This window comes from Litoribacter populi (genome assembly GCF_007483685.1).
In the GTDB taxonomy this organism is placed as follows: domain Bacteria; phylum Bacteroidota; class Bacteroidia; order Cytophagales; family Cyclobacteriaceae; genus Litoribacter; species Litoribacter populi.
Genome location: NZ_VMKN01000001.1, coordinates 534,766 through 549,258 on the forward strand (window position 1 = coordinate 534,766; position 14,493 = coordinate 549,258).

Genomic DNA, 14,493 nt, shown 5'->3' on the forward strand with positions numbered 1-14,493 from the left:
ACCCCAACAAGAGGTTCTTTTTAATGCTACTATTTTTTCGAATTATAGCTTTCTTTTGATGAAGTCAGTCATCATGTTGTAAAGATGCCAAGTGGTGTTTCCTCCATAGATACCATGGTTACGATTGGGATAATAGAAAGTCTCAAACTGCTTGTCGGCAGCTATCAGAGCGTCGACCAAATCTACGGCATTTTGGAAATGCACATTGTCATCACCCGTACCATGGATCAAAAGGTAGTTTCCTTCCAACTTTTCCACATGGTTGATCGGGCTATATTCGTCGTAGCCTTCTGGGTTTTCCTGTGGAGTTTGAAGGTAACGCTCGGTGTAAATGGTGTCATAATATCTCCAAGTGGTCACTGGCGCCACAGCGATGGCAGCTTTGAACACCTCATTACCTTGCATGAGTGCCAAACTGGACATATAACCTCCATAGGACCATCCCCAAATGCCAACTCTAGCAGAATCCACATATGGAAGGGTAGCCAAGTATTTTGCACCTGCGATTTGATCTTCAGTCTCATGTTTGCCAAGCTGAGCATAAGTAATATGCTTGAAATCACGGCCTCTGGCCCCTGTGCCGCGATTATCCACACAGGCAACAATGTAACCTTCGGTAGTGAGGTACGCATGCCAGAAGTCTCTCACACCTCCCCAGCTGTTGGTGACGTTTTGTGATCCCGGACCACCATACACATACATCAATACGGGGTATTCCTTGCTTTCGTCAAAGTCTACTGGCTTGATGATGTAGCCATTCAGTGTAGTACCGTCTACAGTTTCGAAGTCAAAAAACTCCTTCTTAGGCATGGCTGTGTTTTCCAATTTGTCTCTCAAATCCTGATTGTCCTCCAAAACTTTCAGCTCCCTTCCATTTGATTGGTTCAAAGTTACTGTCAAAGGAGAGTCAATTGTAGAATGATACTTTACAAAGTATTTAAAATCCCTACTCATGTTGACTCTATGCGTGCCTTCTTCTGGGGTAAGAACTTTTTTGCCTTTACCGTTAAGGTTGATTATATAAAGGTGTCGCTCCATTGGGGACTTTTCGGTGGAGATATAATAAATTTTACCGTCTTTTTCATCCACGCCTACCATTTGGGTGACTTCCCAGTCACCTGAGGTGATCTGGCGCAGTTCCTTGCCTTTGCTGTCATGGTGGTAGATATGCTTGAAGCCATCTTTTTCACTTGTTCTGATAAAGCCTTTGTTATCTTTCAGGAAAAGCAAGTTGTCATTGTAATCCATGTCCACGTAAGTGTCTGCGGTTTCGGAAAGAATTACCTCGCTATCACCGGTTTTGGCGTCAGCGTAGAATAGGTCCAATTGGTTTTGAAGACGGTTGAGTCTCAAAAATGCCAGGGTGTTGTTCTGTCCGGTCCAATAGATTCTGGGCAAGTAGATGTCGGTTTCTTCACCGGCATCCATTTTGGCGGTTTTCTCCTCGTCCAGGTCATACACATGTATGCTTACCTCAGAGTTTTTCTCGCCAGCTTTTGGGTATTTGAAAACATGGTCCTGTGGGTAAAGTTCGCCCCACACCTGCATGTTGAATTCAGGTACTTCCCTTTCATCAAATCTAATGAAGGCTAATTTTTTACCGTCAGGAGACCAGTCAAAAGCCTTGGCCATGGAAAATTCCTCCTCATATACCCAATCAGCGGCCCCATTGATAATTTCGTTGTCCTTGCCATCATGGGTGATTTGGGAGGTTTTATTGGTCGAAAGGTCAGTCCAATACAGATTGTTGTCCTTTACGAATGCGACTTTGGTATTGTCAGGGGAAAGGGTTGCGTAACCGATTTTTTCCCCGTCCATGAGCACTTGCTTTTCACCGGAAGCCAAGTCCACTACATGGAACACAGCCTTTGAGGATCTTCGGTAAATCCTTTCGATATCAGACTCGATCAAGGCCTTGGTTTCCTCATTGTTAAGATTGAAATTGGAAAAATTCACCTCAAGCTTTCCGCCATCCAAAAGTGTGGCCTCTTCTTCGCCGGTGGTGATGTTCATTTTCACCACTCTAGGAAATCCTCCCTTGCGGGTAAGAGATGTGTAGTATTGGCCGTCTTTCATCCAGTTGATACCAGTCACGGACTGTTGGCTGAATTTCGAATCTTTAAAAACATCCTCCAAAGTGATCTGCTGTTTGTCCTGGGCCTTGGCTTGGAAGCCTGCACACAGGAGCAATATTCCCATCAGGAGAGGATATGCGGTTCTTTTATAGTACATAGGGTTTGTTAAATGAAATTTGGCTACAATATAATAAATATGGGGGAAGTGGAAGGTGTTTTTTACACAGATGACCTTGTGCTTTCCGAAATCCCCTTTAATTTTAACTTTTAAATAAAAGGTCTATGAAGAAGAAGATTGCCTTGGTCACGGGAGGCTATACCGGTGAATCGGTCATTTCCGTTAAAAGTGCCGCTGTGGTGGAAAAACACATCGACAGGGAAAAATATGACGTGTTTAAGATTTTGATCTATCCGGGCAACTGGTATCATGAAAGTGAATCCGGAGAGAAGTCACCGGTTGATCTGAATGATTTTTCAATCAAAGTGGATGGCCAAAAAATCACCTTTGACGGGGTTTTCAATATCTTACACGGCTCTCCTGGTGAAGACGGGAAGCTGGCCGGGTATTTTGATATGATAGGCCTTCCATACACAACCTGTGATGCAATGACTTCTGCAATCACCATGAACAAAGGCTACACCAAGGCCATTGTGGATGATATACCAGAGTTACATGTGGCCAAGTCACTTCAGCTTTTCGCAAACACCCCCGCTAATACCGAAAGGGTAAAGAAGGAACTGGGATTCCCTCTTTTCATCAAACCTAACAATGGCGGAAGCAGCATAGGCATGAGTAAGGTGAAATCCGAGGAAGAACTTCAGGAAGCTTTGGATAAGGCTTTTGCTGAGGACAAGCAGGTCTTGGTAGAGGAGTTTGTGTCCGGAAGGGAGTTTTCTATTGGAATATATACCGCAAAAGGCGTGACTACCGTATTGCCAGCCACCGAAATAGTGAGCAGCAAGGAGTATTTTGATTTTGAGGCAAAATATACGGCTGGGGTTACTGAGGAAATCACTCCCGGTCGTATGAATGAGGAAGAAGCAGAGCGCGTGAGAAGGATTGTTGCCAAAGCGTATGAGAAGCTAAATTGCAAAGGTGCAGTTAGAATTGATTACTTTTTGGAACATGAGACGGGCAAGTTTTATTTCATAGAAATCAACACGGTACCGGGCCAGACTGAGACCAGTCTGATCTCCCAACAGGTTAGGGCTATAGGTAAGGAGGTCAAGGATTTTTATACCGAGTTGATTGAAGAGATGTTTTAGGGAGACGGAAGACCGAAGACCGAAGACCGATGAATGGACATAACGAAAAAAGAGCGGCTTAAGGGCCGCTCTTTTTAATTATAGGTTGAATTCCTTTTTGATTCTGTCTACATAGTCAAGTTTTTCCCATGTGAACAACTCTACATCAAGACTGATCGAGGATCCATCAGGAGAATAGAAGGTTTTGGAAACGACTTCGCTTTCTCTTCCCATGTGACCGTAGGCAGCGGTTTCCTCATAAATTGGGTTGCGCAGCTTCAATCTTTGCTCTATAGAGTATGGTCTCATGTCAAATATGGCCTCAATCTTTTTGGCAATCTGTCCATCGTTCATACCGACTTTGGCAGTTCCGTAGGTGTTGACATAGATGGCCATAGGTTGTGCCACGCCGATAGCGTAAGAAACCTGCACCAATACTTCGTCAGCCAATCCTGCAGCTACCATGTTTTTGGCAATGTGCCTGGTAGCGTAAGCTGCAGAGCGGTCCACTTTTGAAGGATCTTTTCCAGAGAACGCTCCTCCGCCATGGGCACCTTTGCCTCCATAAGTGTCAACGATGATCTTTCTTCCGGTCAACCCGGTATCGCCATGCGGTCCGCCTATGACAAACTTGCCTGTCGGGTTGATGTGATATTTGATGTCATCGGTGAACAACTTCTGAAGCTCTGGAGTCAATTGCTTCTTCACTCTTGGGACAAGGATGTTGATGATGTCCTGCTTGATTTTTTCAAGCATTTCTTTTTCTTCCGCAAAATCATCATGCTGAGTGGATACCACTATCGCATCAATTCTTTGAGGTACATTGTCATCACTATATTCAATGGTTACCTGAGCCTTTGAATCCGGTCTTAGGTAAGCAATTTCCTTATTTTCTCTTCTTAAGGTCGCCAATTCCTTGAGCAGCCTGTGAGAAATATCCAATGCCAAAGGCATGTAGTTTTCGGTTTCCTTGGTGGCATATCCGAACATCATGCCTTGGTCACCTGCGCCCTGCTCTTCTGGAGTGGCACGGTCCACACCTTGGTTGATGTCTGATGACTGCTCGTGAATGGCGGAAAAAACACCGCAACTATTGCCGTCAAACATATATTCGCCTTTGGTATAACCGATGCGGTTAATGACATCCCGGGCGATTTTCTGCACGTCAAGATAGGTTTCTGACTTTACCTCTCCGGCCAGTACTACCTGTCCGGTGGTTACCAAAGTCTCACATGCCACCTTGGACCTGGGGTCAAATGCTAAGAAGTTGTCAATTAAAGCGTCGGAAATTTGATCCGATATTTTATCCGGATGTCCTTCTGAAACAGACTCCGAGGTGAATAAATAAGGCATATATCTATTTTTAAACTTCGAATTTAAAGGTTATAAATTAAATATTCGGTGGGAAATAAAAAGACCAAGATAATCGGCTATTAGCTCAATTCCAATAGCTGTTATTTGAAATACTTCAAATTGATAACTTCTTTTTCTGTCAGGAATCTGTAGTTACCTCTTGGAATGTCTTTTTTGGTTAACCCTGCATACATTACACGGTCAAGTGCTGTGACTTCATAGCCTAAGTGTGCAAAGATTCTTCTCACAATCCGGTTTTTTCCGACATGGATTTCAAGTCCCAGGATGGTTCTGTCTTTGGAAAGTACCTGAAGATCATCCACTTTTACAAGTCCATCTTCTAGCGTAAGCCCTTCCATTATATCGTCGGCATCTTTGCTTGTCAAGGGCTTATCCAAAGTCACTTGATAGATTTTCTTGATCTCACCTGATGGGTGGGAAAGCTTTGCAGCCAAATCACCATCATTGGTGAAAAGCAACAAACCAGTCGTGTTACGGTCAAGTCTCCCCACAGGGAAAATTCTTTCCTCGCAAGCATTATGTACCAGGTTCATCACGGTTCTTCTTTCCAACGGGTCATCAGTAGTGGTGATAAAATCCTTCGGTTTGTTCAAGAGTACATAGACAGGCTTTTCCGGATTGATAGGCTTGCCATTCAAGGTGATACGGTCTTGACGCTGCACTTTGTAGCCCATTTCTGTAATTACCTCTCCATTGACTCTTATCTGACCCTTTTCGATGATAGAGTCAGCTTCACGCCTTGAACAAATGCCGGAATTGGCGATATATTTATTTAGACGGATTTCGTCCGTTGCATCATGCTTCCTGTGGTTTTTCTCAAACTTGGAAAAGTTGTAAGTAGGCTTCTGCTCAGTAGGCTCGCCTCTTTTACCTTTTTCCTTGAAAAATGGTTTTTTGATGCTTTTGCGCTTACTCTCCTCGTACTCATCTTTTCGTACAGTCTCAAATTGAGGCTTCTCATTTTTGCCTCTGCCTTTATAGACTGTTTTATATTCGCTGGGGTCATCAGACTTTCTGAAATCGTCCCGACCTGGCTTGTCGTAATTTCTTTTCTCGGAACTTCTTTCGCTTATGCCGTAAGACTTGTCCGAGTTTCCGAAATCACGCTTTGGTTTGTCGTAATCTCTTTTGGGTCTGTCAGAGTCTCGCTCCTCTCTGCCGTAAGGTTTGTCTGACTTTCCAAAATCACGTTTTGGCTTGTCATAGTCCCTTTTAGGTCGGTCAGAATCTCGTTCCTCTCTGCCATAAGGTTTGTCTGATTTGTCAAAATCACGCCTTGGCTTATCGTAGTCTCTTTTGGGTCTGTCAGAATCCCTTTCCCCTCTACCATAAGGTTTGTCTGATTTGTCAAAATCACGCTTCGGTTTGTCATAGTCCCTTTTAGGCCTGTCAGAGTCTCTCTCTCCTCTGCCGTATGGCTTGTCTGATTTTTCAAAATCACGCTTTGGCTTATCGTAGTCTCTTTTGGGTCTTTCGGAATCCCTTTCCCCTCTGCTATAAGGCTTGTCTGATTTGGTAAATCCGCCTTCAGAACGGTTTTTTCTCAAAGGATTATCCTTCTTAAATGGATTTTCCCCAAACTCTTGCGGCTTATTGCTTCCGAACTTGGGTTTCCCGAATTTTGGTCTTGGAGCTGGTTTGTATTTACCGCCGTAAGACGGTCTTTCTGATCTGGAAGTACCTTCCTGATCACTTCTTTGGTTGCCTTTGTATTGGTCTTTTGATGATTCTGAGCGGCCGTACTTCTTGTCACCCTGTCCCCCTCTGTTGTTCCTTTTCATTATTATTACGGTTAGATTATCCTACAAAAGGATATTGCTGTCACCAACCTTAAACCCGGCCCGTGGAGGTTCCGGGAATTGTTGCAACATCACTGCTGTAAATTGATTTAAATTATTGAAGCCATAACAGCTCTCATGACTGAAAGTTCATCTGTATGAGTTCAATCTGCAAAGATACTGAGGAAAAGGGGGATTTTGCAGGGTAAGGCCTTAATCTTTTTGATCGCCGATCTGATTGTCATCCTGGCTGAAATCTTTCGGCTGAGGAAGGTCCTTGATGTTGTTGATACCAAAATACTCCATAAACTTTTCGCTGGTGCCATAGAGCAAAGGTTTGCCGACAGTTTCGGCTTTTCCCCTAATGGTGATCAGCTCTTTTTCCAGGAGTTTCTGCACGGAATAATCGCAGTTGACGCCACGTATCTGTTCCATTTCGCCCTTGGTGACGGGCTGCTTATAGGCAATAATAGAGAGGGTTTCCATCTGAGCAGTAGACAATCTTTTGGTGGATTGCTGCTTGAGAAGAATGGAAATACTGGACTCGTAGGCCGGTTTGGTCAAAAATTGAAAACCTCCGCCTAGGTTGACCAGCCCGAAGGAGTAATCGTCATGCTCGTATTTTTGTTGAAGTACTTTGACGGCCTCTTCAATATGTTCTTTAGGTACATCAGATTCGAACATTTCCGTTAGGCATTTCCCGATTTCGGCAATGCCTAACGGATTGGGAGAGCAGAATATCAGTGCTTCGATATGCTTGTGTAAAAACTCCAATGTTACTTTTTGGCTAATTTGGCTTCTATGGAATGCATGGTATGGGGCACAGCTTTCAATCTCTCCTTGGAGATGAGTTTGCCTGTGTCTACACAAACGCCATAAGTCCCGTTTTTGATCCTTACCAGGGCATTTTCCAGGTTAATGATAAATTTCTGCTGACGGGCAGCAAGCTGGCTAAGGCTTTCCCTTTCCAAGGTGTCAGCTCCGTCTTCAAGCAGTTTGGAGGTAGAGGCAGTATTGTCCGTGCCCGTGTCATTCCTTTTGCTAAGGCTTTCTTTGAGCATGTTTAGCTCTTCTTTGGCGACCTTAAGCTTTTGGTTGATCAGTTCCTCGAATTCCTTCAGCTCTTCCTTTGAGTAGGATGTTTTTTCTTGATTCATAATCGTAATGTTAAAATGAATTTAATTCTTTTAAATCAGCTAAAGACCGTTTAAAAAGTTCCCTAAAATACGTTTCACTTTTTAAAATCAAAAATATTGGATATTTGATTATCTTGAAGCCTTCAAAGCTAAAAATAGCGATACGTCGTATTAATGATAATTAACGCAAAATTGATACCCAAAGGTTTAATAAAATTCTAGAATTATGATCAAAAAATGTAGTTTGTTCTTCAATTTATTTTTGCTTTTATTTTTTGTCATGGGACCGGTACAGGCTCAAATGACAGGGAATGAACAGAAAAGCAAAGTGGCTTTGGCTATTCACGGCGGGGCCGGAACAATCAAGCGGGAGAATATGTCCCCAGAGCGGGAAAAAGAATACCGCGCCAAGCTCGATGAGTCTCTGGAGGCTGGATATGCTGTTTTGGAAAATGGTGGTACGGCTATCGAAGCAGTCATTGCAGCAGTTAAAGTCATGGAGGATAGTCCTCTATTCAATGCAGGCAAAGGGGCAGTGTTTACCAATGAGGGTAAAAATGAGCTTGATGCAGCCATCATGGACGGTAAGGATAGAAATGCCGGAGCAGTGGCAGGAATCACCACGGTAAAAAATCCCATCACAGCAGCACTTTCTGTGATGAAAGATTCTCCCCATGTATTTATGGTAGGTCAAGGTGCTGAGAAATTTGCCCAGGAGCAGGGTTTGGAAATAGTTGACCCAGAATACTTCAGAGACGAAACCCGCTACAAGCAACTTCAGCGAATCAAGGATACTGAAAAGCAACAACTCGATCACTCTGCTATCCTTCAACTTGAATTGGAAGACCCCTATTTTAAAGATAGAAAGTTTGGAACTGTAGGAGCAGTAGCCGTAGATCAGGATGGGAACATTGCTGCAGCCACCACTACTGGAGGGATGACTAACAAACGATACGGTCGTGTGGGTGATGTGCCGATTATCGGTGCTGGAACCTATGCTGACAATGAGACATGCGCCGTTTCAGCAACAGGTCACGGTGAATTTTTCATAAGAACCGTAGTGGCTCATGAAATAGCTGCCCAAATGCGCTATGCGGGTAAATCCCTAAAAGATGCTGCCGACGATGTGGTCAATAGACAATTGGTGGACATGAAAGGCGAAGGCGGAATCATTGCTATCGACCGTGAGGGTAATATCACCATGCCGTTCAACTCGGCCGGTATGTACCGAGGCTTTATCAAAGCTAAAGGTGAAGGCAAAACTTTTATCTACAATGACGAGGATGAGGGCTTGTAATGCCCAATCTGAAAATAAAAAAAGCCTACAAGACACATCTTGTAGGCTTTTTTATTATCAATTTTAACCAGAATATTCACTAATGGACCCGAAGGTCTTGTAACCTCTTGCGGAGGATATTTTCCTCAATGTGCATACGGTACTTCACACTAAGATATCTTTGAATGACTTTTAAACTCTTTCCTTTCTGGATGAAATAAGTTTTCAGGGTTTTGGTGATAATATCTTGACTCATAACAGTATAGGGGCTTGCAGTGAACAAATAAAGGTACAAATAAAACCCATTTTTTACAAGTTTGGTTCTATCGAAGTTTACTACCTATTGCCACTGTTTTACGTATTTGTTCCACTCTTCCTTTTGGGTGGGTGAGTTGGATCCAAATAATGTAATATCCTGGTCTTTGCTTGGCTCCCTTTTCATCCGTACCATTCCAAATGTAAAATCCGTTTTGACCCAATATTTGGTTTTGTGTAATTTCCTTCAATAAGCGTCCATTAATCCCTAATATCTGGATGGTTGCCAAATATCCCGGTTCGTCCATTTGATAATGTATGCTGGTATAAGGCTGCACGCCCACTGCGTCTGGGGCAAATATCTCAGGACTTACCGTAAACATGGAGGCTGAGTTCGGACTTTCCATATTTTGGGAGTTTTTGAATCCAGGAGTTGCCCAGCCGATGTTTCCTGATGCGGAATGCCAATTTTTCGGATTGTTTCCATTGCCCACCGCTTGCAACCTTTCCAGGGACACGCCTTTCACCTCTTTCAACAAAGGGTTATGAAGCTTTTCGTGGTAATCAAATCTTTCCACAAAGTTTTCTTCTGGATCAAGTAAGATCACCGTGCCCTCCCGAATAGGGTAACTGGGGAGACTTGCCAACTCATGTAGGTTTTCTGACTTGGGATAAATTTGAAGTAATTGGTTTGCATCAGTAGTGATAGCCAAGTACCCATTGGGAGGCAATATCAGGTCTTGGGAGCTGATGATCCTACGGTTTGAAATCTCCTCGTTAGCAAAATTAGCAAGCTTCCAGTTTTTCAGACTTAAGTATTGGGTTGAGGTATTGAGAATCTCAACAAATTTTGGACTTCCAGTAAGCGGATTGAACAGTACCTCATTGATAATAATGTCTCCAGAGCTTGCCTCTCCCGGGAGCAACAGAAGTTGGTTTTCATCCTCCTCACTCAAAAGGTTTCCCAAACAATCCCTGAAATCATTGATGTGGAGCTGAAACTGGGTATTTTTCTCCAGTGGTTTAGAAAAAACCAAAAGTACCTCTGTCCTACTCAGATCATGATAGGTGAGGGCATGAATATCATTTTTTTCCAAATTGAAATATTGCTCAGAAAGTCTTTCCTGCATAGGTTTAGAGAAAGTAATCAACACGGAAACAGAATCCAGAATGGTCAATTTCTGGATGCCCGGCTGTGTCCGGTCAGGAGTGGGGTCAAAAACTGCGTTTGGTTTTCCGGGAGTGCCCCGTTCGGAAGTGCTTGATGGCCGCAAGTTGCCGAAAGTATTGCAAGTCTGGAAAGGGTTGACCACCTCCAGGCTGTATCCGCCCTGGGCAAATTCGGTTCCCCCATAACTTGCTGTGATATATTCCAGACTGTCCAAAACCTGTCCTGATCGGTCCAGTAGCTTCACTTCATCCCCGCCATTGAGCAATGCCGGCCAGTTAGAGAGACCGAGTGATGGGCCAAATGGCTGGAAGTTGCTAGCTTGGCTTTGGGCAGAAAGTATAAGGTAGCTTTCCGGCTGCAAGACAAATCTAGGCAGCACCGTCGAACTCCTAGAATTCGCCAATCGATAACCGCCTATTTGTATGGCTTGTGAACCGGTATTGTATAACTCCACATATTCAGCGTTAGGCAAGGTTTGTCCTTCCCTTGGGGCGGCCATGACTTCATTAATCACAATTTCCTTAAATGACGGCGCATAGGGTTTTTCGAACGTAAAAGAAAAATAATCTCCTTCCACACTGTTTCCATTCAGGTCTTCAATTCTGTGGACAAATAAGTTGTAGGTACTTTTATCTTCTAGGGGAGCCCCAAAGTGGAGGATAACCTGATTAGAATTTTCAGCGGATATGACCATTTGTGGGTGGACTCCATCGAGTTGATAATGGTTGGCCACCATCGCCATTATCGGGTCAAGGTCCTCGTCAAAAGTGACCATTATCTCATTTTCAAGATGGGCCTCAACAGACCCTATCTTGGGCGCAGTGCGGTCAAAAACTATGATTCTACGAGAACCTGGGAGGAAATTCCGTGAATCCACTTTCCTTCTGGGAAGCAGTAGGGTATAAGTCTGGCTTTCCTCCAAAGGTTTGGAAAGGATTAAATGTGTAAGTTCCGGTGCAGTCTGGTTGGTAAACGCCTGTATCGAAATGTCGGATTCTTCAAACTGGAAAGCCATTTCTTCCAACAGAACAACCGGTACAGCATGATGTATCATCAAGCTGTTTGCGGTTTGGATATCGATATGCTCCACGCCATCCTCATAGATTAACTGGTCTCGGAGATCAGTGAAGCGGGCTTCAGCCATGTTTTTTAAAACAGATATTTCTGCAAAGACAGAATCCATCAGTATGAGGTTTTGCTCCAGATGTAGCGATACCTGATATCCATTTTCTTCTATTTCTACAGAAGAGGGGTGGCTTCCTTGGATAAAATATCGGTCTGAGAAAATGGACGTTTTGGGATCTAGAAAATCTGAGAAAGTGAGTAAAACATGATTTGGGGAAATGATTTCCATCCTACCTATCTCTAGGTTTTTCCCGCCCAAATCTAGGGTTATATAATCGGCAATATTTTCCAATAAGTCGGCAATCTCCCAAAGTTCCAATTGAGAATAATCAATAGCAGGGGTTTCAAATTGTAGAATATAATGGGCCTGATTCTGTTGATAAATTTCCAAAGGTGTTTTTCCTCCAAGCTTCACTTGCTGAGTAGTAATAGGCTGAACAGGTTTGTTGAATTGAATGGCAAGCTCAAAAGGCGAAAGGAAACGGTGGCTTGCAATTTTAGGTGGAGAAAGGTCGTAGATAAAGTTGGTGTTGACCGTCCTGGACATAACCACTCCGTAGACATCCTCCAAACCGATGGTGGAGAGCCGATATTCTTTTCCCTCAGTAAACTTATTTTTGAAAATCAGCTCTACCTCATTTTGGCTTTTCTGACTTGCTCTAAATGGATGGAGGACTTCGCTGTCCACAGTATAATTTCCAGGGATTTCAGCCTTGTTTTGAAGAAGGGGTTTATTGAATGTAAGCAACAAAACTGAATCATTTGGAGCAAGTATCTGAGTAACTCCTATAGTTCTCATATCACGAACAAAGGACCTCGAAAGAGTATAAATATATTCACCCGCCTCATCCTTAAGGTTCTCTATCTGCAGCCAAGTGAGGTTGTTTTGAGGGAGGCTTTTGTCAAAGACTAGATGCACAGTTCTCGGATCTTCATGATCTGCAAAGGCCGCAACGGGATTACCTGTATTTCGGTCTACCCAAAAGTTTGCCGGAAGAATGGAGGAAGCCTCAATGGATTTATGAAACCTGATTGAAAGGCCGAAAGGACTATTTATTCTTAAAGTATCCACTTGGTCCTCAAGGATGAAATCGAATTCCTGTATTTTCTGAACATTGCCTCTTGTGTCGGGGATATCGCTCAAAGTCAACACTTGTTTTTCCCCAAAGGGCAAGTGGGTTCCAAATATTAATTGTACTCGGCTCGAATCGAGCTTGGCGACTTGAAGGGGTTGTGAATCCTGGAGGGAAAAGTTATTTCTGGTAACCGTCCCCAAGATTTTGTCGAACACAAGATTTAAGACAGTTGTGCTGATGGGGCTGATTCGCTGAAGGTTTGGTACTCTGGTGTCAAAAAGCAGTTGGAATTTGTTTTCAACAAATTTCCTCCCATTGCAGTCCTCAAGTCCTTCGATGGCTAACTCATACGTTTTTCCATCCTCCATTCGGAAGGGCGTCAACAGCGAAATACCTTTGCCTTTCATTTCGATAACCTTACCTTGTTGCCCATCAATCCGAATGACGGTGTGTGGAACTTTAGAAGGCTGGAGGGGTTGGCTAAAATACAAGAGAATTAAGCTGTCACCCTGAAATGAATGGTCGATTAAAGTGAAGGCCTTTTCATCAATTGAGTCATCGAATACAGAGTTAATTGCCCCAGGGGTACCGCCTCCCGGGGCAATAGACGCTGTCCAATTGTCCTGATCTGAGCAATTGAGGAATGGGTTTTTCCTTTCCAGTGACCAACCCCCATTTGATTTTTGGCTGCTGCCATACCAGGAAAGATCGTATGAAAGACTGTCGACCAAATTGCCGAGTCGGTCTTTTAAAACGATGTTGCCGCTGGAGTTGGGAAGCGCCTGAAAGCTATTCACTCCAATGACCTGACCAAATGGTTCAAAGGTTTCCTTTTTGCCCATCGAAACCAACATTACATATGACTGCGCTTTGATGACTGAGTTTTCTAAGGTACGATTGTTATAAGTAAAGCCTTCTAAACTGATATCATAATCGGTGTTGTTGAAAAGTTCTATATATTCATCCGTAGCTCCAGTCGGAAGAGTTGGCTGAGGTGGAGTCAGGCTTTTTGGGTTGGGGTCGGCCATAAACTCATTGATCAAAATTGACCCTTGCGGGGTGGAAGTCACCAATTCTATTTCAAAAGACAGGCTGTTACCATCCTGATTTACTTCAAGAAGGTAAGAATTTGAATACAGGTAAGCATCGAAATCTAACCTGACATTTTCACCATTTATTTCAATATTTTTTGGATTCCCATAATTGTTGCTAAGAAAATATCTATTCGCGTGGGATGATATATCAGCCGAAGAAAAGGTGAGCTCCAGGCTATGTGGAGAAATTATTTTATGCTCCAAAAGCTTCAAAACCTCATTTTCATCCTCCTTCTCCTTTGGCGGCTCTGGGTTTTCGCCTGACTCCATGATTGTGAAGTCATCGATGAATAATCTGGCCGCCGTACCGGACCCATTTCCATATTTTGCCTCTAACTTTACCCATAGGCTTTCTACATTTAAAAATTCCTGCGTAAGTTTGATCTGGAATTCCTTATACTCAGTGTTTTGGTTTGGAAAAGAATTGTCCTCCCCAACCTGCACTGGTGGGGAAAAGGTTTTTTCCAAATCGGAGGCTATGGAATAGAATAGATAAACAGGCCGGTTACCGGAACCATTCTGGTTGGTTTTGGCTTGAAAAGTAATCACGGGATCCTCCATGCCCAGCGTGGAGGTATGGATAAATATTTCAGCGTTAAAGGTGCTGATCACCTGAATTCCCAGTGCGTTGGAGAGGTTTACACCTTCGCCTTTCGCCTGGAAAACCCTGGCAGCTGTAGAACGGATTTCGTTGGCTGACCAATATGGCAAAAATTCCTCAGGGTGATTGGTAATCTCAAAGTTGCTTTCAAAATCCTGAGTTCCTGTGAAAAAATCGGTTTTGGAAAAAAATGTAAAACCTAGTATGGACAAAGCAAACCAAACCCATACACCTAAAAAGGTTCGCATTACATAAAGATAAATAAAACTAAATAACAAAAGCAATAG

General features: G+C 43.4%; 8 protein-coding genes. 2 read left to right on the top strand and 6 right to left on the bottom strand.

Annotated features, from left to right (window positions below):
• Window positions 1–42 precede the first annotated feature (42 nt).
• Window positions 43–2,232, bottom strand: a complete 2,190-nt coding sequence (locus tag FPL27_RS02180; protein WP_143959532.1) for a S9 family peptidase — start codon at window positions 2,230–2,232, stop codon at window positions 43–45.
• Between the two features lie 125 nt (window positions 2,233–2,357).
• On the opposite strand from FPL27_RS02180, the gene FPL27_RS02185 reads away from it, so the two are divergent.
• On the top strand, window positions 2,358–3,341 hold the full coding sequence (locus tag FPL27_RS02185; RefSeq protein WP_143959533.1) for a D-alanine--D-alanine ligase: 984 nt from the start codon (window positions 2,358–2,360) through the stop codon (window positions 3,339–3,341).
• Between the two features lie 78 nt (window positions 3,342–3,419).
• On the opposite strand, the gene metK is transcribed toward FPL27_RS02185, so the two are convergent.
• The 4 genes from metK to FPL27_RS02205 form a co-directional block, all read right to left on the bottom strand.
• Complete coding sequence (gene metK / locus FPL27_RS02190) at window positions 3,420–4,673, bottom strand: methionine adenosyltransferase (RefSeq protein ID WP_143959534.1); 1,254 nt, start codon at window positions 4,671–4,673, stop codon at window positions 3,420–3,422.
• A gap of 101 nt (window positions 4,674–4,774) precedes the next feature.
• Window positions 4,775–6,475, bottom strand: a complete 1,701-nt coding sequence (locus FPL27_RS02195) for a pseudouridine synthase (protein WP_143959535.1) — start codon at window positions 6,473–6,475, stop codon at window positions 4,775–4,777.
• Window positions 6,476–6,685: 210 nt separating this feature from the next.
• Window positions 6,686–7,246, bottom strand: a complete 561-nt coding sequence (gene scpB, locus FPL27_RS02200; protein WP_143959536.1) for an SMC-Scp complex subunit ScpB — start codon at window positions 7,244–7,246, stop codon at window positions 6,686–6,688.
• A 2-nt stretch (window positions 7,247–7,248) separates the two neighbouring features.
• Complete coding sequence (locus FPL27_RS02205; protein ID WP_143959537.1) at window positions 7,249–7,629, bottom strand: TraR/DksA family transcriptional regulator; 381 nt, start codon at window positions 7,627–7,629, stop codon at window positions 7,249–7,251.
• 259 nt (window positions 7,630–7,888) lie between these two features.
• Between FPL27_RS02205 and FPL27_RS02210 the strand changes: the two genes are divergently transcribed.
• On the top strand, window positions 7,889–8,905 hold the full coding sequence (locus tag FPL27_RS02210) for an isoaspartyl peptidase/L-asparaginase family protein (protein ID WP_235893462.1): 1,017 nt from the start codon (window positions 7,889–7,891) through the stop codon (window positions 8,903–8,905).
• 302 nt (window positions 8,906–9,207) lie between these two features.
• Here FPL27_RS02210 and FPL27_RS02215 read toward each other — a convergent pair whose 3' ends face one another.
• Window positions 9,208–14,454 (bottom strand): lamin tail domain-containing protein, encoded by a 5,247-nt coding sequence (locus FPL27_RS02215; RefSeq protein ID WP_143959539.1) that lies wholly within the window; start codon window positions 14,452–14,454, stop codon window positions 9,208–9,210.
• Window positions 14,455–14,493 lie beyond the last annotated feature (39 nt).